General features: G+C 71.7%; 16 protein-coding genes. 9 read left to right on the plus strand and 7 right to left on the minus strand.

Annotation, left to right across the window (positions count from 1 at the left end; translation table 11 throughout):
- The first annotated feature begins 238 nt into the window (after positions 1 to 238).
- On the plus strand, positions 239 to 1,759 hold the full coding sequence (locus tag ACFVVO_RS28415) for an alpha-N-arabinofuranosidase (RefSeq protein ID WP_390058602.1): 1,521 nt from the start codon (positions 239 to 241) through the stop codon (positions 1,757 to 1,759).
- 9 nt (positions 1,760 to 1,768) lie between these two features.
- Here ACFVVO_RS28415 and ACFVVO_RS28420 read toward each other — a convergent pair whose 3' ends face one another.
- Positions 1,769 to 4,738 carry a beta-galactosidase gene (locus tag ACFVVO_RS28420; protein WP_390058603.1) on the minus strand — a complete coding sequence of 990 codons (2,970 nt, stop codon included), beginning with the start codon at positions 4,736 to 4,738 and terminating at the stop codon, positions 1,769 to 1,771.
- A gap of 75 nt (positions 4,739 to 4,813) precedes the next feature.
- Here ACFVVO_RS28420 and ACFVVO_RS28425 point away from each other — a divergent pair, with 75 nt between their 5' ends.
- From ACFVVO_RS28425 to ACFVVO_RS28440, 4 genes are all read left to right on the plus strand, one after another.
- Positions 4,814 to 5,272, plus strand: a complete 459-nt coding sequence (locus tag ACFVVO_RS28425; protein WP_199210411.1) for an Rrf2 family transcriptional regulator — start codon at positions 4,814 to 4,816, stop codon at positions 5,270 to 5,272.
- 205 nt (positions 5,273 to 5,477) lie between these two features.
- Positions 5,478 to 6,128, plus strand: coding sequence for a DUF4360 domain-containing protein (locus ACFVVO_RS28430; protein ID WP_390058605.1), 651 nt, complete (start codon positions 5,478 to 5,480; stop codon positions 6,126 to 6,128).
- A gap of 615 nt (positions 6,129 to 6,743) precedes the next feature.
- On the plus strand, positions 6,744 to 7,586 hold the full coding sequence (locus ACFVVO_RS28435) for an IclR family transcriptional regulator (RefSeq protein ID WP_390058607.1): 843 nt from the start codon (positions 6,744 to 6,746) through the stop codon (positions 7,584 to 7,586).
- A gap of 186 nt (positions 7,587 to 7,772) precedes the next feature.
- On the plus strand, positions 7,773 to 8,663 hold the full coding sequence (locus ACFVVO_RS28440; protein WP_390058609.1) for a hypothetical protein: 891 nt from the start codon (positions 7,773 to 7,775) through the stop codon (positions 8,661 to 8,663).
- Between the two features lie 725 nt (positions 8,664 to 9,388).
- Here the strand turns inward: ACFVVO_RS28440 and ACFVVO_RS28445 are convergent.
- From ACFVVO_RS28445 to ACFVVO_RS28465, 5 genes are all read right to left on the minus strand, one after another.
- A complete protein-coding gene (locus ACFVVO_RS28445) occupies positions 9,389 to 11,605 on the minus strand; it encodes a HelD family protein (protein ID WP_390058610.1) in 2,217 nt (738 codons plus the stop codon).
- Positions 11,606 to 11,776: 171 nt separating this feature from the next.
- Positions 11,777 to 12,109, minus strand: a complete 333-nt coding sequence (trxA, locus tag ACFVVO_RS28450; protein ID WP_358936055.1) for a thioredoxin — start codon at positions 12,107 to 12,109, stop codon at positions 11,777 to 11,779.
- Positions 12,106 to 12,570, minus strand: coding sequence for a MerR family transcriptional regulator (locus ACFVVO_RS28455; RefSeq protein ID WP_390058612.1), 465 nt, complete (start codon positions 12,568 to 12,570; stop codon positions 12,106 to 12,108). The genes trxA and ACFVVO_RS28455 overlap by 4 nt, the downstream gene beginning before the upstream one ends.
- A gap of 41 nt (positions 12,571 to 12,611) precedes the next feature.
- Positions 12,612 to 13,382, minus strand: coding sequence for a DUF2127 domain-containing protein (locus ACFVVO_RS28460; RefSeq protein WP_390058613.1), 771 nt, complete (start codon positions 13,380 to 13,382; stop codon positions 12,612 to 12,614).
- Between the two features lie 186 nt (positions 13,383 to 13,568).
- A complete protein-coding gene (locus tag ACFVVO_RS28465; protein ID WP_390058732.1) occupies positions 13,569 to 14,984 on the minus strand; it encodes a cation:dicarboxylate symporter family transporter in 1,416 nt (471 codons plus the stop codon).
- 122 nt (positions 14,985 to 15,106) lie between these two features.
- Between ACFVVO_RS28465 and ACFVVO_RS28470 the strand changes: the two genes are divergently transcribed.
- Both ACFVVO_RS28470 and ACFVVO_RS28475 read left to right on the plus strand, forming a co-directional pair.
- Entirely contained in the window at positions 15,107 to 16,729 is a 1,623-nt protein-coding gene (locus tag ACFVVO_RS28470; protein ID WP_390058614.1) for an ATP-binding protein, read from the plus strand.
- A complete protein-coding gene (locus ACFVVO_RS28475; RefSeq protein ID WP_390058615.1) occupies positions 16,726 to 17,430 on the plus strand; it encodes a response regulator in 705 nt (234 codons plus the stop codon). Before ACFVVO_RS28470 ends, ACFVVO_RS28475 begins: the two co-directional genes overlap by 4 nt.
- A 27-nt stretch (positions 17,431 to 17,457) precedes the next feature.
- Here the strand turns inward: ACFVVO_RS28475 and ACFVVO_RS28480 are convergent, their stop codons facing one another.
- A complete protein-coding gene (locus ACFVVO_RS28480) occupies positions 17,458 to 18,045 on the minus strand; it encodes a hypothetical protein (protein ID WP_390058617.1) in 588 nt (195 codons plus the stop codon).
- A 32-nt stretch (positions 18,046 to 18,077) separates the two neighbouring features.
- Here ACFVVO_RS28480 and ACFVVO_RS28485 point away from each other — a divergent pair, with 32 nt between their 5' ends.
- Together ACFVVO_RS28485 and ACFVVO_RS28490 are read left to right on the plus strand one after the other, a co-directional pair.
- Positions 18,078 to 18,920: a nucleosidase gene (locus ACFVVO_RS28485; protein WP_390058619.1), complete on the plus strand. Its 843-nt coding sequence runs from the start codon at positions 18,078 to 18,080 to the stop codon at positions 18,918 to 18,920.
- A 277-nt stretch (positions 18,921 to 19,197) separates the two neighbouring features.
- Positions 19,198 to 19,905 (plus strand): XRE family transcriptional regulator, encoded by a 708-nt coding sequence (locus tag ACFVVO_RS28490; RefSeq protein WP_390058620.1) that lies wholly within the window; start codon positions 19,198 to 19,200, stop codon positions 19,903 to 19,905.
- The last annotated feature ends 13 nt before the right edge of the window (positions 19,906 to 19,918 follow it).

The raw sequence follows: 19,918 nt of genomic DNA on the forward strand, positions 1-19,918 counted from the left end.
CATGCCCGTGCCGGCGGGGCGCCGTTGATTGCCGCCGACGCGGGGCGTTCTCGCTCGCCCGCGCCGGCGGGGTGCCCCTGCGCCCACCCGTGCCGCCCTGGGCCCCCATGCCTTCAAGGCGCTGGGGAGGCATGCATGCCCGCGGCCACGTGGGCACGCATGCCCGCGGCCACGCACTCGGCGGCCCTTCGGCCGCCTGTGAGGTTCGTTCAACCCAACACACGCCCGAAAGGCCCCCATGAGCAGCCGCACCGCCCGCTTCACCCTCGACCCCGCCTTCACCATCGGCGAAGTGAACCCCCGCCTGTTCGGCTCCTTCGTGGAACACCTCGGCCGCTGCGTCTACACGGGCATCTTCGAGCCGGACCACCCCACCGCCGACGCCGAAGGCATCCGCACCGACGTCCTCGACCTGGTACGCGAGCTCGGGGTGACGGCGATCCGCTACCCCGGCGGCAACTTCGTCTCCGGCTACCGGTGGGAGGACTCCGTCGGCCCCGTCGAGGACCGCCCCCGCCGGCTCGACCTCGCCTGGCACTCCACGGAGACCAACCGGTTCGGCCTCTCCGAGTACATCGCCTTCCTGCGGAAGATCGGCCCCCAGGCCGAGCCCATGACGGCCGTCAACCTCGGCACCAGGGGCGTCGCCGAGGCCCTGGAACTGCAGGAGTACGCCAACCACCCCGCCGGTACCGCCCTCGCCGACCTGCGCGCCGCCCACGGCGACAAGGAACCCTTCGGTATCCGGCTGTGGTGCCTCGGCAACGAGATGGACGGCCCCTGGCAGACCGGCCACAAGACGGCCGAGGAGTACGGCCGGATCGCGGCCGAGACGGCCCGGGCGATGCGCCGGCTCGACCCCGGCGTCGAGCTGGTCGCCTGCGGATCCTCCAGCCAGGCCATGCCGACCTTCGCCGGCTGGGAGGCGACGGTCCTGGAGGAGACGTACGAACTCGTCGACCACGTCTCCCTGCACGCCTACTACGAGCCCGTCGACGGCGACCTGGACTCCTTCCTCGCCTCCGCGGTCGACATGGAGTCGTTCATCGAGAACGTGGTGGCCACCGCCGACCACGTCGGCGCCCGTCTGAAGTCGAAGAAGAGGATCAACCTCTCCTTCGACGAGTGGAACGTCTGGTACCTCTCCAAGTGGGAGGAGCACGCGCGGACCATCGACCAGGGCGACTGGCCCGAGGCCCCCCGGCTGCTGGAGGACAACTACAGCGTCACCGACGCCGTCGTCCTCGGCTCGCTGCTGATCGCCCTGCTGCGGCACGCCGACCGGGTCACCGTGGCCTGCCTCGCCCAGCTCGTCAACGTGATCGCCCCGATCATGACCGAGCCCGGCGGCCCGGCCTGGCGGCAGACGACGTTCTTCCCGTTCGCGCAGGCCTCCCGGTACGGGCGCGGCGAGGTCCTCGACGTCCGCGTGGACTCGCCGACGTACGAGACGCGGAAGTACGGCGAGACCGACCTGCTGCACGCCACCGCCGTGCGCGCGGCGGACGGCACGGTCACCGTCTTCGCGGTCAACCGCGGCCGCACCGCACCGCTGCCGCTCGAAGTCGCCCTGAACGGCCTCGACCTGACCACCGTCACCGGGCACAGCGCGCTCGCGGACGCCGACCCCGACGCCCGCAACACCCTGGACCACCCCGAGCGGGTCACCCCGCACCAGGTCCAGGGCACCGCCCTCACCGACGGCGTCCTCACCGCCGTACTGGAGCCGCTGTCCTGGAACGTGATCCGGCTGGCGTAGCGGCGGGGCTCAGCGGCCGGGGGAGGGCACCGGGGTCACCGGTGTCCCGCCGGCCGCCCTGCCCAGCAGGGTCAGGCCCACCTTGCCCGGACCGGCCTCCGTGGTGAACTCCGACAGGACCGCCAGCGCCAGGGTGTTGGTGCCACGGGTGCGCAGGATGCCGTTCGGCAGCACGAAGGTGTGCTGCGGGCCGACGTTGTTGATGTACTGGCCCATGTTCCAGCCGTTGAGGAAGATCTGCGCCCGGTAGGCCCGGTACGGGTCGTCCTCCAGGGTCAGGCCGATGGAGGCGTCGATGTCGCCCGGCACGGACAGCCGGAACGTGGTCCGGTACCAGGTCACGCCCTGCCGCCGCTCGGCCCGGGGGAGGCCTACCGGCTTCCAGTCGCGGTCGGGGAAGCCGGGCAGGTGCCAGCCCTCCCGCTCGCCGAACAGACCGCCGTTGTTCTGGGGCCCGCGCACCGGGTCCGGTGCCGCCTCGCCCTGGATGCGCCACGTCACCTTCGGCGAGACCCCCTCGAAGAGGGCGGCGGTGAGCCCGCGGGCCACCTTGTGGGTGTCCCGCGCCTTGCCGTCCTGGTCGTGCTGCATGCGCCGGACCAGCACCGACAGCACGTGCCGGCCGGACCCGCGCAGCCGATCGGCCACCGGGAACACCGCCGTGGCGTCCCAGCTTCCCTTGCGGATGGTGGTGTTCTTGTCCGGCACCGGCATCCGGTGGGTGCCCAGCGGCTCCCCGTCCAGCCATGCCATCAGCAGGCCCTGGGTGCCGGTGGTGTAGGCGAGCGAGATCTCCTCGAGGCCGGAGGCGTCCGTGAAGGTGCCCCGGTACCAGACGTCCCCGTAGTGGAAGCCGTAGTCGTCCGCGAACAGCACCGGCCCGCCCTTCGGGACGGGCGTCGTGCTGTACGAGGTGGTCCGGTCGGCGACCCGCCACTTCGAGTCGTCGAAGTTCGGGCCCGCCTCCGGGTTCTCCGTCCGCATCCTCCAGCCGCCCAGCGCGGGCAGCGCCACCGCCGGCGCGGCGGGCAGCAGCCCGGTCGTCATCAGGCTGCCGGACATGGTGACCCGGGTCGGCACCTTGCGCCCGTTCCACACCAGGCTGGTGATGCCGCGCGGTCCCCACACCTCCACGCTGGTCGTCCCGGTGACGTCACCCGTCAGATGGACCTCGGAGCCGCGCACCTCGGCGTGGCGCAGCAGTGCCGGGCCGTACACCAGCAGCGTCCCGGACGGGGTGTCGTACGGGAACATGCGCACCGAGGTGGCGTCGTCGGCGAAGAGCAGCAGCAGCGGGGTGTCGCTCTCGCCCTGCGCGACCGACACCCGGGTCAGGCCGCCCCGTCCGAGGGGCACGTTCACATGCAGCTGGTCGCCCTCGAACGCCCAGGCAGCCTCCGGGTCGAGCCGCATGACGTACGGCTCGACCGGGCACTTCAGCACCAGCTCCGCCATGTCGTCGCGGCGTCCCGCGAACACCGCGATCTCCTGCCGTCCCGCGGTCAGGCACATCACGGGCTGCGCGGTGCTGTACTTCAGCGTCCGGCTGCCGAGGGAGAGCCCGGTGGTCAGCATGCGGGCGTCGCGCGCGGGCACGGTGATCCGCAGCTTGCCGGCGTGGGTCGGCAGGTCGGTGGTGACCGGGGCCGAGCCGTCGTTGCGGGCCACGTACACATGGCTGCCCGTGTCCGGGTTGGTCAGGTGGTAGACCTTCAGCCCCTCGGCCTCGACGTCGGCCGCCCGGTCCAGCCGGGCGAAGTCGGGCACGCGCTGCAGCAGATGCCCGAGCTGGTGCATCGGGGCCATCTTCTCGGTGACGTTGCGCCCCTCGTCGATGGCCGCCCCGTAGTCGTACGAGGTGTAGACGACCGGCGCCGGCAGCCAGCCCCAGGAGGTGCCGCCGAAGGTCATGTACACGTTGTGCAGGGTGAGGCCGTTGGCGAGGTTGGTGAGGTAGAAGCGGCGCTCGTAGGCCGAGTCCCGGGTGCGCCGGGACTCGGCGTACCCCTTGCCGTCGAACCAGGCCCCGCCCCACGGGTCGAACCAGCCGCCGCCGAACTCGGGCACGAAGCCGGGCGTGTGCGGTGAGGCGGTGGCGCCGCCGGTGAGGCCGCCGGGCCCGTAGTGCCCCCAGTCCGGCGGCACCTGGGCCGGCGAGGGATATCCGTCGAACCCGTAGAGCCAGCCGCCCTTCTCCCCGCCCGTGTCGAACGAGCCGGGGATCCAGTGGCCGTTGCGGCCCTTGTCGTTGTGGAAGAGCGGGACGTCGATCCCGTCGGAGCGGACCTTCTTGTACAGATGGGACATGTAGTCCCGGCCGGACGCCTCGTCGACGTGGGAGTCGTACTCGTTCTCGATCTGGTAGAGCAGGACCGTGCCCCTGCCCTGGGTGAACAAGTGCCGGCGGGCGATCCGGTTCACCTGCGTCAGCCACTCGTCCACGTGCGAGAGATAGGCCGGGTCGGCGGTGCGGGCCGTGCCCTCGGCCGCCGTCAGCCAGCCCGGGAAGCCGCCGCCGTCGATCTCCGCGTTGACGTACGGGCCGGGCCGCAGCAGGACGTAGAGCCCGGTCTCGGTGGCCATGCGCAGGAACAGGTCGAGGTCCCGCACGCCGGTGAAGTCGTACTCGCCTGGGGCGGGGGAGTGGTAGTTCCACGCCACGTAGATGCTCACGGCGTTGTAGCCGTGCGCCCGCATCTTCTGGAGCACGTCGCGCCACAGGGAGGGGCTGGGCAGCCGGAAGGGGTGCATCTCGCCGGACCACACCACCAGGCGCCTGCCGTCGACCAGGAGCGAGTAGGCGTCGTACCCGATCGTGTGGCGCTCGCCGTCGGCGCTCGGCGGGGCCGGCGCCGGACCGGTGGGCACACTGCGCGCCGCGAACGCCGAGGGCGCCCCGGGGCCGCCGCTGCCGCCCAGGGCGAAGCCGAGCGCGGCCGAGCCGGCCAGGGCACTGAAGGTACGTCTGCTGAGCGCCAAGGTGGATCCTCCCGGGCGATCTTACGGGGGCGCGGTCCGGCCATTCTCCATGGAGATACGCCCCACAATGGACTCATGAGGATCTCGGCGCGGGCGGACTACGCGGTACGGGCGGTTCTGGAGCTGGCCGTACGGGAGGGTAACGGCCCGGTGAAGGCAGAGGAAATCGCTGTCGAGCAGGACATCCCCCACAAGTTCCTGGAGGGCATCCTGGGTGACCTCAGGCGGGCGGGGGTCGTCGACAGCAGGCGCGGCGGGGGCGGTGGCTACCGGCTGGCCCGGGCCGCGGCCGCCATCACTGTGGCGGATGTCATCCGGGCGGTGGACGGCCCGATCGTCTCCGTGCGCGGAGAGCGCCCGACGGGGCTGGCGTACACGGGCACGGCCGAGCCCCTGCTCCCGCTGTGGATCGCCCTGCGCGCCAACGTGCGCCGCATCCTGGAGGGCGTCACCGTCGCCGACCTCGCGGCCGGCGCGCTGCCCGAGCCGGTACGGGCGCTGGCGGCGGAACCGGCGGCCTGGGAGAACCCCTGAGAACCCCTGAGAGCCGGGTGGGATGCCGGGGGGTGCGGTGCGTGAAAAGCCCGGTGTGAATGGCCGGAGTTCGCCCTGCCGGGCCGGAGTGGGGCTTCCTACGATGCCCATCGCCTCCCCTTCCTTCACAGGTCCAACACAGTTTCTTCAATGGTGAACGGATGGGTCGGAGGTCGAACCCCCCACTCGACAACCTGGAGAAACCATGGCTGGTGGACTCCTGCTGAGCGGCGCCGTAGCCGCTCTGCTCACCACCGCGCTACCCGCCCAGTCCCCCTCGTCCGTCTTCGACGACCCGCCTCCGGACAAGATCGTCATCGACGTCGCCACGGTGAACGGCTCCGGCTGTCCGGCCGGCACGGCCGCCGTCGCCGTCTCCCCGGACAACACCGCCTTCACGGTGACCTACAGCGACTACCTGGCCCAGGCCGGCGGCAACTCCGACCCCACGGCCTTCCGTAAGAACTGCCAGCTCAACCTGGTCGTGCACGTCCCGCAGGGCTTCACGTACGCGGTCGCCAGCGCGGACTACCGTGGCTTCCTCTCGCTCCAGCCCGGCGCGACCGCCACCCAGAAGGCGTCGTACTACTTCCAGGGCTCGTCCAACACCGCGTCGAGGACCCACCCGTTCGGCGGCGCCTACAACGACGACTGGCAGGCGACCGACAGCACCGACTGGGCCCAACTGGTCTGGGCGCCCTGCGGAGTGCTGCGCAACTTCAACATCAACACCGAGCTACGGGTGAACGCGGGCAGCGCCAACCCCGGCAAGGTCAGCTTCATGACGATGGACTCGACCGACGGCGACATCAGCACGGTGTACCACCTGGCCTGGAAGGAGTGCCCGCACAGCTAGGCAGTGGCTGCGCCGGGCTGCTGCCCGCCGGCGTCCGCGCCGGTCGGACAGTGCGGCAGCCCGGCCGGTCGGGCGGGCCCCGGACGGTGATCTCGGTGATCTCCGGACGTCCCGTGGGACGGCCCGTCAAGAGGCCCCCCGGCCGTTCTTTGCGAGATGCATACCAAGCGACGGATTCCGCGTCGCGAAAGATTTCCGCCCGCCGGGGTCCGCCACCCGGAAATAATGGGAGCAGTGTCCGTGAGCTGCGATTTCGCCTGCGGCGTCGACGGCGGTCAACGCGCCTCGACGGCTCTTGACGGTGATTGATCCGTCAGCGCATATTTGCGTCATTCCGTGAGGTGGAGGGGGAGCTTTCGCATGGCGGAGGGGGCGCATGCATCGCGGTTCCCCGTGACCGGACAGCATCATCCGGTACGGAAGCGGCACTTGCCCTCGCTCGGCGTGCCCCTGGCCGAAACGCTCCGCCGACGCGGCGCGGAGGCCGGTGTCCTCCTGGTACCGGACCGGTGATCGCCGCTGCCGTGTGCCGGATGCCCCGGAGCGAGGCCTCCGGCCGTTCGGCGCACAGTCGCGCCACCGCCGGCTGCCCAGGAACGAACCTAGGAGATCTTCATGCAAGTCGTGGTCCGCGCTCTGAGCGTCCTGCGGGCCCTGGCACCCAGACCGAGGGGTGCGACGCTGCAGGAGCTGCATGAAGAGCTGGGTATTCCGGTCGGGAGCCTGCACCGTCTGCTCGCCACCCTGGCCGAGGAGGACTTCGTCACCCGCTCGACGCTGAACCGCCGGTACTTCCTGGGACCGATCGCCCGTCAGCTCACCGAGCAGAGCCAGCACCAGTCGGCGCTTCTCGTCAGTCCGCACCGGGCGGTCGTCGCGGCCGCGGAGGCGAGCGGTGAGACGGTGTTCCTCACCGAGCTGATCGGGGACCGGCCGGTGTGCGTCGCGCTGGCCGAGGGCCGTCATCCGTTGCGCCTGTTCGTACGCATAGGGCAGGAGATGCCGCTGCACGCCGCCGCGGCCGGGCGCGCGCTGCTGGCCTACTGGCCCGAGACGAAGGTCCGCGGCCTGCTCGACCGGCGCCCGCTGACCGCCTTCACGGAGGAGACACCGACCACCGTCGACGCGGTCCTGGACCATCTCGCGCTCGTCCGGGCACGCGGTTACGACGTGTGCGACGACGAACTGGACCGCGGCGTGTGGGCGGTGGCGTCGCCGATCTTCACCTCCACCGGAGCGGTCGCCGCCAGTGTCACCCTCGCCGCGGCGGGGAGCCGCATGCACGATCCCTCGGACCGAGAGACGGCCGTGCGGACCGTGCTGGCCGCGGCCCGTGACATGTCGGACGAACTCGGCTTCAGCGCGCCGTGGCCGGAGACGGGCGGGGCGCCGGCCGCCGCCGCCCCTCCGGCCGACCGGCGCGCACCCTCCAGCCGTGCGGCGAAGGACGCCCGATGAGCACCGGCGAGGCCGTCTCCTCGGACACCGGCGGCCGGGCACCGCGCATCCCGGCCGGCATGCCGCCGGGCCGACGACGGGCCGCCCCGGCGGACCACCCGGTCGCCGGCCCGGTCCGAGTGGGCCGGCCACCTCTCCGGCGAGGCCGGAGCGATCAGTAAGACGAACATGGATGGGGGACACCGCATGTTTGAGCCTGCCCAGCGCCCTGGGACGGAACCGTTCCGGTGGCGGGAGAGAGAACTGGTACTGACCGACGACCGAGTACCCGAGGCCACGGTCGCGCAACCGGCGTACGCGTATCCCGGCGGTCCGGCGGTCCTGCCGCGGCGACCCGTCCGCCTCGCGGGCGGCCTGGGCGACTTCGAGAGCGTCCGGCGTCCTACGGGGCGTTCGGCCGAAGCCACCACGGCGAGGCCGGCCGCCGCATCGGGCTTCGCCGTCGAGCGGCTGCACGGAAAGCCCGCGATCCGGGCGCGTATCCGGGAGTTGATGGCCACGGCCCGCCACGAGGCCGTGCTGTGCCTGCCGGACGGCCCCGGTGCCGAAGGGGGGCCCGAAGGGGCACGGCTCGGTGACGCAGGCCTGGCCTCCCGGTCCGTCACGGTCCGCACGCTGTGCTCCGAACGGGTCCGCGGCGACAGCGACATCCTGCGTCGCGTCAGAACGCTGGCGGAGCACGGCGTGGCCGTTCGGGCCGTGTCCTCCCTCTCGGCCCGGCTGCATCTGGTCGACCGCAGAACGGCCGTCGTGCAACTGGGTGACGACCAGGAGCACGAGGCGCTGGTCGTCACCCAGCCCGCCCTGATCGCGGTGCTGTCCTCACTCTTCGAGGCGGTCTGGGCCACCGCCGTGCCGCTGACCGCGGGAACGGCGGCCGGTGACGCCGCCATCACCCCGCCGGAGCTCGCCCTGCTGCAACTGCTCGGCGAGGGACTGACGGACGATGCCGCCGCCCGCAAACTGGGCGTCTCGCTGCGCACGGAACGCCGGATGCTCACCCGGGTCTCGCAGCACCTCGACGCGCAGAGCAGGTTCCAGCTCGGACAGCGGGCCGTGCAGCGCGGAATCCTCTGACCCGGGACACCGCGCGGGTCACCCGCGCCGGCGTATTCGGCCGCGTGGCAAGCATTCCATCCGGCTGCCGAAAGTGCGACACAAAAATGTCAGGCTCTTTTGTGCCAGGGGAAACGTCTGGTGCCGCCCTGTTGAATGCGGCAAGAATGATGACGAGCGGTTGCAGAGATTGCCGCGCCGAATATCCCGGATCGGGAATCAGGTGAGGGTGTGCACAAACCGGAATCCCAGCCTTCCTGCATGTGTCGACTGCTGAAGCCGGCGGAGCGGGTGCCGTGCTGGAGTTGCGGACGCCGGTAGCCGGTTTTCGATTCGGTGGATCTGCCGGTGCCGGTTCTGCGTCCGGGAATTCTCTCGTCCATGTCCTCGAAGGAGGTGTTTTTCATGCGCAAGTACGCCAAGCCGTCGTCCAAGAAGGTCACCCACGGCACCGTGGTGAGCATGGCCTGCTGATCCGAGGATCAGCAGCCGTCGATATTCACCCTGAACGCCTGACCGGCGCTCGGGAATCGCGAGAAGGAGCAGGAAAATGATCTCTGCCGACATCATGAAGCAGCTGTCCACCGGTGCCGTCAAGCGCGGTTGCCAGAACAGCAAGTGACACACCCGGAGTCGCGGGGGGGGGCGGCCCCCCCGCCACCCCCGCTCCTCGAACGCCGGAGGGGCTGGTTCGGTTTCAGCGCCGCCGGAGGAGCTGATCTCGCCCGGCACCGCCGGCGGGCTGGTCACGCCTTCAGCGCCGCCGGGAGGTCGCCGGTGTGGAGGACGCCGAGGTGCTGGGTGGCGCGGGTGAGGGCCACGTAGAGGTCGCTCGTGCCGTAGCGGGCCGGTTCCACGACCAGGACCGAGTCGAACTCCAGGCCCTTCGACTGGCGCGGGTCGAGGAGGACGACGGTGTGGGTGAGGTCGGGTTCCGCGCCCGCCGTCACCCCGTCGAGCCGGGCGGCCAGCGCCCGGTGCAGCTCGCGCGGGGCGATGACCGCGAGCCGGCCCTCGGTGGGGGTGAGTTCGGCGACCGCCTTGGCGACCGCGCCGGGCAGGTCGCCGCCCGCGTCCCGCACCCAGGGACGTACCCCCGTCGAGCGCACCGAGCTCGGCGGCTCGAAGTCCGGGTGCTCGGCGCGGACCACGGCCGCGGCCAGGTCCATGATCTCGGCCGGGGTGCGGTAGTTGACGCCGAGCCGGGTGTGTTCCCAGCGGTCCTCGACATAGGGGGCGAGGATGTCCGCCCAGGAGCCGACACCGGCCGCCTCCGCGGTCTGGGCGGGGTCGCCGACCAGGGTCATCGAGCGGGTCGGACTGCGTCGCATCAGCAGCCGCCAGGCCATCGGCGACAGCTCCTGCGCCTCGTCCACGATGATGTGGCCGAAGGCCCAGGTCCGGTCGGCCGCGGCCCGCTCGGCGGCGCTGCGGTGGTCGGCCTCCTCGTGCCGCTCGGCGAACCGCTCGGCGTCGATGATGTCGTGCGCGGACAGGACCTCGCTGTCCGCGTCGTCCTTGTCCTCGAACTCGTAGGTGCGGGAGGCGTAGGAGACGTCGAGCACGCCCTGGGCGTACGCGACCTGGGTCTCCCGCTCGCGTTCGGCACGGTTTCTGGCGATCCGGTCGTCCTCGCCGAGGAGTTCTGCCGCCTCGTCGAGGAGGGGTACGTCGGCGACGGTCCAGGCCCGGGTCACCGGGCGGCGGACCACGTCGGCGTCGGCCTGGGGCAGGTAGCCGTCCGGCTCGGCCAGGAAGTCGGCGACCAGCCGCCACGGGGTGATCCGGGGCCACAGCCGGTCGATGGCGGACCAGACCTCCGGGTTCTCGGCGAGTTCGTCGCGGATCTGGGTGACGTCGGCGGGGTCCAGCAGACTGCCGCCGTCGTACGGGTCGGTGCCCACGCGTTCGGCGTACAGCTCCGTGAGCGTGTTGAGGATGTGGCTTTCGAAGTACTCGCGGGCGGCGTTGTGCGGCAGCTTGGCGGCGCGGGTGCGCTCACGGGCGACGCTCACGAGTCCGTCGTCCAGCATCAGCACCTCGCGGTCGTGCTCGACGGTGATGACCGGATCGGGCAGGGCCTGCCGGTCGCGTACGACGGCGGCGAGCACGTCGGCCATGTCGGCGCGGCCCTTCACGGCGGCCGCCTCGGGCGTGTCGGTGGCGGTGGCCCGTACCCCGGGGAACAGCTCGCCGACCGTGGCCAGCAGCACGCCGGTCTCGCCGAGGGAGGGCAGCACCTCGCCGATGTAGCCCAGGAAGGCGGGGTTGGGCCCGACGATGAGCACGGCGCGGCGGGCCAGCAGTTCCCGGTGCTCGTAGAGCAGGTAGGCCGCCCGGTGCAGCGCCACGGCGGTCTTGCCGGTGCCGGGGCCGCCCTCGACCACCAGCACCCCGCGGTGCGGGGCCCGGATGATCTCGTCCTGCTCGGCCTGGATGGTCTGCACGATGTCGCTCATCCGGCCGGTGCGCGCCGAGTCGAGCGCGGCCAGCAGGACGGCGTCGCCGCTGGGGTCCTCGTGGCCGGTGCGGGTGGCGTCGCCGAGGTCGAGGATCTCGTCGTGCAGCGAGGTCACGGTCCGGCCCTCGACGGTGAGGTGCCGCCGGCGGCGCAGTCCCATCGGGGTGTGGCCGGTGGCCAGGTAGAACGGGCGGGCGACGTCGGCCCGCCAGTCGATGAGGACCGGGGTGCGCTCGGCGTCGTTCTCGCGCAGCCCGATCCGGCCGATGTGATGGCTGACACCGGAGGTCAGGTCGATCCGGCCGAAGCAGAGCGAGCCGTCCACCGCGTTCAGCGCGGCGAGCAGCCCGGAGCGCTCGGCGACCAGGATGTCCCGCTCCAGCCGGGCCTGCATGGGCTTGTCGCCCTGCGCGAGGGCGTCCGCGACCGAGGTCTCGGCCTCGCCGCGCAGTTCGTCGACGCGCGCGTACAGTCCGTCGATGAATTCCTGCTCGCGCCGCAATTCACCGTCTGGAAATTCGGTGTTTGACAATTCCGCTCCCGCCCGGATATACTCTGCTCAGTGAACTTCGCCGCGCCTTCGCCCAATTGAAGTCGCGAATCACTGAATATACGCAGAGAAATCCCCCGAGCGCAATTGCTCAGGGGATTTTTTGGTGTGCGGGGACCGCTTTCAGAGCACGTCGGCCAGCTCCTCCAGCAGCCGCCGCTTGGGTCGTGCCCCCACCATCGCCTTCACCGGCTCACCGTCCCGGAACACCATGAACGTCGGCATCGACAGCACCTTGTACGCGTTCGTGGTCTCGGGGTTGGTGTCCACGTCGAGCTGCACCACCTTCAGCCGGCCGTCCTGCTCGGACGCCAGGTCGCTGAGCACCGGCCCCATCTGGCGGCACGGCGGGCACCAGTCGGCGGTGAACTCCACCAGCACCGGCAGATCCGCCCGGAGCACCTCCGTCCCGAAGTCCGCGTCCCGCACCTCGGCCACACCCGCAGCCTTGATCATTTCTCCAGCCCTCCCAGTTCGCACAGGGGTTCCGGACCGCCCGGAACCAGCGACTCGGCGGCCAGCGCCTCCCGGGCCCTCCCCCACTCTCGGCTTCGCTCGAGCGGGGGGACCCCCACGGCCCGCGCGAGCTGCCCGGCGACCGTCTCCCGCACCGCCGTGAGCTGCCCGATGAGCGCGTCCAGCTCGTCCAGCTTGCGCCGGTAGACCACCAGGGACGCCGGGCAGGAGTCGCCCTCGGGATGCCCGGCCCGCAGGCACTCCACGAACGGCCGCGTCTCCTCCAGGTCGAACCCGCAGTCCTGCAGGGTCCGGATCTGGCGCACCAGCCTGAGGTCGCCCTCGTCGTAGGTGCGGTGTCCCTTGCCGTCGCGCCGGGCGGGCAGCAGCCCCCGCGTCTCGTAGTAGCGCAGGGCGCGGGTGGTGGTCCCGGCCCGTGCGGCCAGCTCGCCGATTCGCATGGGTACGACGGTAGGTGTTGACGTCGGCGTCAAGGCAAGGGTCAGCCGTGGGCGGCCACCCCGGCCGACTCCTCCACCTCCAGCAGCGAGGCGCTGTGCCGCTCCTCCTCGAACTTGCGGCGCCCGCCGCGCAGGCCGAACAGGCGCTTGGTCAGCGCGATGTAGAGGACCGCGAGGATGTTGAGGACGAGAGTGGCGATCTTCAGCCAGCTGATGTGCTCGGTGAGTTCGTAGATCTCCAGCGGGAGGAAGGCGGCCGTGGCGACCACCGTCAGGTACTCCGCCCAGCGCTTGGCGTACCAGAGGCCCACCGCCTCGACCAGTTCGATCAGCGCGTAGGCCAGCAGCAGTACCGCCACCAGCAGCAGTGTGGAGTGCCGGTAGCCGAAGACCTTCTGCACGGAACCGACCACCGGGGAGTGGTCGAGGTCGTAGTGGAAGTGCCGGAACACCGGACGGAAGACGTTCAGGTACTCGTCGAAGAGCCGGCGCACCGCGTTCCGGCTGTTGCTGAACTTCCACACCGCGACCGCGACCAGCACGATGAACACCCCGCGCACGGCCCGCTCGACCGCCAGGAAGCGCAGGACGAACAGATCCCGCAGTACCTTCCCGCGCGGCACCAGCGGTGCGTCCTCGGCCGGCCCGGAGGCGTGCGGCTCGCCGAGCACGAAGTCGCCGCAGCGCAGGCAGCGCCAGACGTCCCCGAGCTCCGTCCGGGCGTGCAGCCGCACCCGCAGCCGGGGGTCGTCCGGCGCGTAGGTGACATGGCCCTTGCGCGCGCAGGTCCGCCGGTCCCAGTCGATGTTCATCCCCCGTGCCCTGCCTTTCGTACCGCGTTGGGGAACGAGCACTGACGTGCCGTTCCGGTCGACCGGAACGGCACGTTAGTGGATGGGAGCCGGACGGCCGAGTCACGGGGGAGACCCGGCCGCCCGGTGGGGTGACCGGACGCCCGGCCCGGGTTCAGGCGGGGCCGGGCGTCCGGAGCCTTCGGATCAGGCCTTGGCCAGCTCCTTCTCGTCGTCCTCGCGGGGCTCGGGCAGCCCGGCGGCGGACTGCTGCTCGTCCAGCAGCGTCGTCTCGTCGAACGGAAGGTCGCCGGCCAGCACCTGGCGCACCCGGCCGTTGTCGATCTCCTTGGTCCAGGTGCCGATCAGCACGGTGGCCACGGCGTTGCCGGCGAAGTTCGTCAGGGCGCGGGCCTCGCTCATGAACCGGTCGATGCCGACGATCAGGCCGACGCCGTCGACCAGTGCGGGCTTGTGCGACTGCAGACCGCCGGCCAGTGTGGCCAGGCCGGCGCCGCTGACGCCCGCGGCGCCCTTGGATGCCAGCAGCAGGAAGAGCAGCAGCGGGATCTGCTCGCCGACGGACATCGGGGTGCCCAGGGCGTCCGCGATGTACAGCGACGCCATGGTCATGTAGATCATCGTGCCGTCGAGGTTGAAGGAGTAGCCGGTAGGCACGGTGATGCCGACGACCGGCTTGCTGATGCCCAGGTGCTCCATCTTCGCGATGAGCCGCGGCAGCGCGGACTCGGAGGAGGAGGTGGAGAGGATCAGCAGGAACTCGCGGGCAAGGTACTTGAACAGGGAGAAGACGTTCACACCGGCGACGATCCGCAGCAGGGCGCCGAGCACGATGAAGACGAACAGGAAGCAGGTCACGTAGAAGCCGAGCATCAGCACGGCGAGGCTCTTCAGCGCGTCCAGGCCGGCGGAGCCGACGACGGCCGCGATGGCGCCGAAGGCGCCGATGGGAGCGGCCCACATGACCATGGACAGGATGCGGAAGACCAGCCGCTGGATGTGCTCGACACCGCGCAGCACCGGCTGCCCGGCCGAGCCCATGGCCTGCAGCGCGAACCCGGTGAGCAGGGCGATCAGCAGGGTCTGCAGGACCTGGCCCTCGGTGAAGGCGGACACGAACGTGACCGGGATGATCGACAGCACGAAGTCGACCGGCGGCAGCGCGTCGGCGGAGACCTGGGCGTGCCCGGTCTGCTTGAGCGCGTCGGTCAGGTGCAGCCCGTCCCCGGGGTGCAGCACGTTGCCGACGACGAGCCCGATGGCGAGCGCGACCAGCGACATCACCAGGAAGTAGCCGAGCGCGATACCGCCGACGGCGCCGACCTTCGCGGCCTTGCGCACCGAGCCGATGCCCAGCACGATCGTGCAGAAGATGATCGGCGAGATCATCATCTTGATCAGATTGACGAAGCCGGTGCCCAGCGGCTTCAGCTCGATCGCGGCATCGGGCCAGATCAGTCCCACGGCGATGCCGAGCGCGACCGCCACGATGACGGCGATGTACAGGTAATGGGTCCGGTCCCGCTTGGCGCGGGGTGCGGCAGGTGCCGTATCGGGGGTGCTGGCGGCCACGGCTGCCCTCCTTGACGTCTTCGTCGGCATCACCGGCGTGCGGCTCACGTCCGGGGGTGTACGGGGGATGCCGTGACTATCTCCCGCCCTGTGAGGGCGGTCACCCTTCCGTTCATTTAGTTCACGCCTGAATGGAGAGGCACACTGCTGACATGCGCTTCCCGCCCCTTCCCCGGCCCCGCAGCCTGGCGACCCAGCTGTTCGCCGTGCAGGCGGTGCTGATCGCGGTGGTGGTGGCCGGGTACGCGCTGTTCACCTACCTCAGCGACGGCCGGCAGGCGGAGGACGCGGCGGCCCGGCACGCGACCGCCGTGGCCCGCTCGATAGCGGACTCCCCCTCGGTCCGCTCGGCGATCCACACCCCCGATCCGACCAGGGAGCTGCAACCGTACGCGGTGCGGGTGATGCGGGACACGAACGTCGACTTCGTGACGATCATGAACCCGTCCGGCATTCGCTGGACCCATCCGGACGAGAAGCAGATCGGCCGGCACTTCCTGGGCCGCATCACGCCCGCGCGCCGCGGCCTCACCTTCACCGAGACCTACACCGGCACCCTCGGCGCGTCCGTCCGCGCGGTGACCCCGGTGGAGGAGAACGGCCGGGTCATCGGGCTGGTGAGCGCCGGCATCAAGGTGGAGGCGATCAGCGCCCGGGTCCAGGAACAGGTCACCGCCCTGCTGGGGGTGGCCGGCGGGACCCTGCTGCTGGGCGCGGTCGGCACCTATGTGATCAACGCCCGGCTGCGCCGCCACACCCACGGCATGAACGCGACCGAGCTGAGCCGGATGCACGACTACCACCAGGCGGCGCTGCACGCGGTGCGCGAGGGGCTGCTGATGCTGGACGGCCAGTACCGGGTGGCGCTGATCAACGACGGCGGCCGGGAGCTGCTGGGGGTGGGCGACGCCGGTGACGCGGACCTGATCGGCTGCTCGGTGGCGGACCTGGGCCTGCCGGCCCCGCTGACCGGGGCGCTGCTGTCCTCGGAGCCGCGGGTGGACGAGGTGCATCTGACGGCGTCCCGGGTGCTGGTGGTGAACACCTCACCGGTGTCGGGCGGAGAGCGCCGGGGCACGGTGGTGACGCTGCGCGACGTGACCGAGCTCCAGTCCCTGATGGGTGAGCTGGACTCGGAGCGGGGCTTCACCCAGGCCCTGCGCTCGCAGGCGCACGAGGCGGCGAACCGCCTGCACACGGTCGTCTCGCTGATCGAGCTGGGCCGGGCCGAGGAGGCGGTGGAGTTCGCGACGGCGGAGCTGGAGCTGGCGCAGGCGCTGACCGACCAGGTGGTCGCGGCGGTGAGCGAGCCGGTGCTGGCCGCGCTGCTGCTGGGCAAGACGGCGCAGTCGAACGAGCGGGGCGTGGAGCTGGTGGTGTCGGCGGACAGCCGGCTGGACGACGGGCTGCTCGAGGGCCTGTCCGCGCGTGACCTGGTGACGATCCTCGGCAACCTCATCGACAACGCGGTGGACGCGGCGCAGGGCAGTGCCGGAGCGCGGGTCACGGTGACGGTGTACGCGCAGGGCCCCGAAATGGTGCTGCGGGTCTCGGACACGGGGGCCGGGGTCGACCCCGCCCATGCGGACCTGGTATTCCAACGGGGGTACTCGACGAAACCGGCGGGGCCCGGCGGACGGGGCCTGGGCCTGGCCCTCGTACGGCAGGCGGTCACGCGTCACGAGGGCGCGCTGACGGTGACGGAGGCCGAGGAGGGCGGCGCGGTGTTCGAGGTGCGGTTGCCGTTGCGCACGACGGTGGGTGGCGGCAGATGACCGGGGAGCAGCCGGCGATCCGGGTCCTCGTGGTGGAGGACGATCCGGTCGCCGCCGACGCGCATGTGATGTACGTCGGGCGGGTGCCGGGGTTCGTCGCGGTCGGGAAGGCGCACACGGGGGCGGAGGCACGCCGCTTCCTGGACCGTGCCGCGGTGGACCTGCTGCTGCTCGACCTGCACCTGCCGGATGTGCACGGGCTCCAGCTCGCCCGGTCGCTGCGGGCGGCGGGGCATCAGACGGACGTCATAGCGGTGACGTCGGCGCGGGATCTGGCCGTGGTCCGGGAGGGTGTCTCGCTGGGGGTCGTGCAGTACGTCCTGAAGCCGTTCACCTTCGCCACGCTGCGCGACCGGCTGGTGCGGTACGCCGAGTTCCACGCGGCGGTGGGCGAGGCCAGCGGGCAGGACGAGGTGGACCGGGCACTGGCCGTACTGCGCGCGCCCTCCCCGGCCGCGCTGCCGAAGGGCCTCAGCGGCCCGACGCTGGAGCGGGTGACCGGCGCCCTCCGGGACGCCAGGGAGGGCCTGGCGGCGACCGGGGCCGCGGAGGCCGTGGGCATCTCCCGGATCACCGCCCGCCGCTACCTGGAGCACCTGGTCGACGCCGGAAGGGCCGAGCGGCGTCCGGTGTACGGCCAGGTCGGCCGGCCGGAACTGGTGTACCGCTGGGTCCCGGAGGCGCCGGCACCGGACCGGTGACCGCCGGGGCCCGGTGGACACGGTCGCTCACCCCGCGTCGCCTGCGGCCCCGTCACCTCCCGCACCGTCGCCTCCCACCCCGAACGGCACGGCGTACTGGACGATGTACACCCCCAGCCCGGCCACCGAGACCGCCTCCAGGACGGACAGGACCGCCAGCCCCGCCGGCACGTCGTCCCCCACCCAGTAGACGACCAGCGCGCTGAGCGGCACGACGCAGAAGGCCAGCAGGTCCACCACGCACTGGGCGACCTTCCGCGACACCCGCCGCGCGTCGCCGCGGTGGGCGACCTCCCACCGGAAGACGTCGGCGCCCCGCACCCGCACCGTCTCGGCGAGCCGGGGCCCCAGCTCCTCGCGCACATAGGCCCCGATGGCCGAGATCTTCTGGTCGTTGACCAGGTACGTCCACCCGAGCACGACGCACACCGGCGGCAACGCCAGCAGCATCGCGGTCTGCTTGGCCTGCGCGGCGGCGGCGATCACCGCGGCCACGACGGTCAGCGTGACGTAGAGCAGGTTGTCCCGGAACCCGATCCTGGTCTTCTGCTCGTCCTTGATCGTCTGGTACTCGGCAAGCAGCAACTGCCCGACGCTGACGTCTCGTTCGGCCACGTGTGTCCCTTCCCCGGCAGTACCTTACGAGTGTGCCGCAGACGAAGCCCACCGTTCTGGTCCTGACCGCACTCCCGTTGGAGTACGCGGCGGTGCGAAAGCACGTCGAGGAGCGCGAGGAGCTGGTACACCGCACCGGCGGGACCCGCGTCGAGCGGGGCCGGCTGCCCGGCACCGACTGGCATGTCGCCCTCGCGGAGCTGGGCGTGGGCGCCGCCAACGCGGCGGCCCTGACGAGTTCGCTCGTGGACTGGCTCGGCGCCGAGGCGGTGCTGTTCGTGGGGATCGCGGGCGGCCTCAAGGCGGACATCGCGATCGGGGACGTCGTGGTCGGGACCCAGGTCTACGAGTTCCACGGCGGCAAGCAGACCCCCGAGGGCTTCCTGGTCCGCCCCCGGGCCCTGCCCGGCTCCCACGCGCTGGAGCAGGCGGCCCGCTCGGCGGCACGCGATCTGCCGGACCTGCGGGCCCACTTCATGCCGATCGCCACGGGGGCGGTCGTGCTGGCCGACGCCGGGTCCGGGCTCGCACAGCACCTGCGCACCCATTACGACGACGCCGGCGCGATCGAGATGGAGGGCTGGGGAGCGGCCCACGCGGCCCACCTGAACGGCCGGGTGGACGCCCTCGTCATCCGCGGCGTCAGCGACCACGCCGACGCGGCCAAGCACCGGGCGGACGCAGGGGGTTCACAGACACTGGCGGCGGCGAAGGCCGCGCAACTGGCGGTGGCTGTGCTGCGCAAGCACCGACCCCGGGGCCGGGACTCCGCCGGCACCGAGGAGGCCCAGGGAAGCCACGGCGGCGACCACGTCGACTTCCGCGGCGGCACCTTCCACGGCCCGGTCATCGGCAAACAGGTGAGGAACCGCTGACCCATCTGCCGAACGTCCAAAACCGCGCCCTCCCACCACCGGTGATCCTGGTCGAACCGACCGTAGTCACCCCGTCCGTCGCGGCCCTAGGTCCTGTCGTCAAACTCCCGCCGTCCGCCCGTAGGGCGGGCCCTGTGAGGTCAGGTGCGCGCTCTCGGCGTGCCGGGTCCTGGCCCTTGTACTGGATGTACTTGGGTCGGGGCCCGGTGCGGCGAGAGTGCGTGCATGGCGTCACGGGGCAGGCGGGAGTTTGACGACAGGGCCTAGTTTGTGCCGGGTGCGCCCACCTCCGCCTCGTCCCGATCCCGCCGGTCCCCCGTTCGACGCCCCGGCCGCCCGCAGGCTCCGGGCCGCACTCGGCATGGGGCCCGAGCATGTCGCCCACGGGATGCGGGTCTCGTACGGGCTGCCGTATGTGACGGCCGGCCTCGTCGTCGCCTGGGAACGCGGTACCACCGCCCCGGGCGGCGCGGAACTCGCCGCACTCGCCGGGGTGTTGTGGTGCTCCCCGGGAGAACTCATCAGCCGTCCCCGGACCCTGCGCGAGCACCGCGTGGCCCGTGGGATCGCGCCCGAGGACGTCGCCCACGCGGCCGGTGTGGAGCTGCGCGGGTATCTGCGGATGGAGGAGAGCGGGCAGTGGCGCGGCAACGAGCGTCAGTCGGCCGCCCTCGCCCGGGTGCTGGCGCTGGCCCCGCCGGACTTCGTGGCCGTCACGGGCCGCGAGGCGGGGCTCGCCGGCCTGCTGCGCGGAGCGGTGACGACCCGCTGGCAGGCCCAGGTGCGGCCGGTGACGAGGCTGGTGCCCCTGGATCAGGGTGTCGTGGAGGCGGTGCTGCGGGAGCTGCACCAGGACTATCAGGGGCGCATGGCCGCCACCCTCGGCTGGGGTGGCGGCGGCAGCGGTGCCGGCGAGTCCGGCCGGGAGTTCCTCGACCGGATCGTGGACAACTTCTGGACGGCGGTGGAGTCCAGGAGCCCGTAGCGGGGTCCGGCGG

This window comes from Streptomyces sp. NPDC058145, assembly GCF_042884245.1.
Lineage (GTDB): Bacteria > Actinomycetota > Actinomycetes > Streptomycetales > Streptomycetaceae > Streptomyces.

Bases quoted from the DNA above. Each gene is read 5' to 3' on its own strand.
- ACFVVO_RS28415 (WP_390058602.1), top strand. From the start codon at position 239: ATGAGCAGCCGCACCGCCCGCTTCACCCTCGACCCCGCCTTCACCATC.
- ACFVVO_RS28425 (WP_199210411.1), top strand. From the start codon at position 4,814: ATGAGGATCTCGGCGCGGGCGGACTACGCGGTACGGGCGGTTCTGGAG.
- ACFVVO_RS28430 (WP_390058605.1), top strand. From the start codon at position 5,478: ATGGCTGGTGGACTCCTGCTGAGCGGCGCCGTAGCCGCTCTGCTCACC.
- ACFVVO_RS28435 (WP_390058607.1), top strand. From the start codon at position 6,744: ATGCAAGTCGTGGTCCGCGCTCTGAGCGTCCTGCGGGCCCTGGCACCC.
- ACFVVO_RS28440 (WP_390058609.1), top strand. From the start codon at position 7,773: ATGTTTGAGCCTGCCCAGCGCCCTGGGACGGAACCGTTCCGGTGGCGG.
- trxA (WP_358936055.1), bottom strand. From the start codon at position 12,109: ATGATCAAGGCTGCGGGTGTGGCCGAGGTGCGGGACGCGGACTTCGGG.
- ACFVVO_RS28455 (WP_390058612.1), bottom strand. From the start codon at position 12,570: ATGCGAATCGGCGAGCTGGCCGCACGGGCCGGGACCACCACCCGCGCC.
- ACFVVO_RS28460 (WP_390058613.1), bottom strand. From the start codon at position 13,382: ATGAACATCGACTGGGACCGGCGGACCTGCGCGCGCAAGGGCCATGTC.
- ACFVVO_RS28465 (WP_390058732.1), bottom strand. From the start codon at position 14,984: ATGCCGACGAAGACGTCAAGGAGGGCAGCCGTGGCCGCCAGCACCCCC.
- ACFVVO_RS28470 (WP_390058614.1), top strand. From the start codon at position 15,107: ATGCGCTTCCCGCCCCTTCCCCGGCCCCGCAGCCTGGCGACCCAGCTG.
- ACFVVO_RS28475 (WP_390058615.1), top strand. From the start codon at position 16,726: ATGACCGGGGAGCAGCCGGCGATCCGGGTCCTCGTGGTGGAGGACGAT.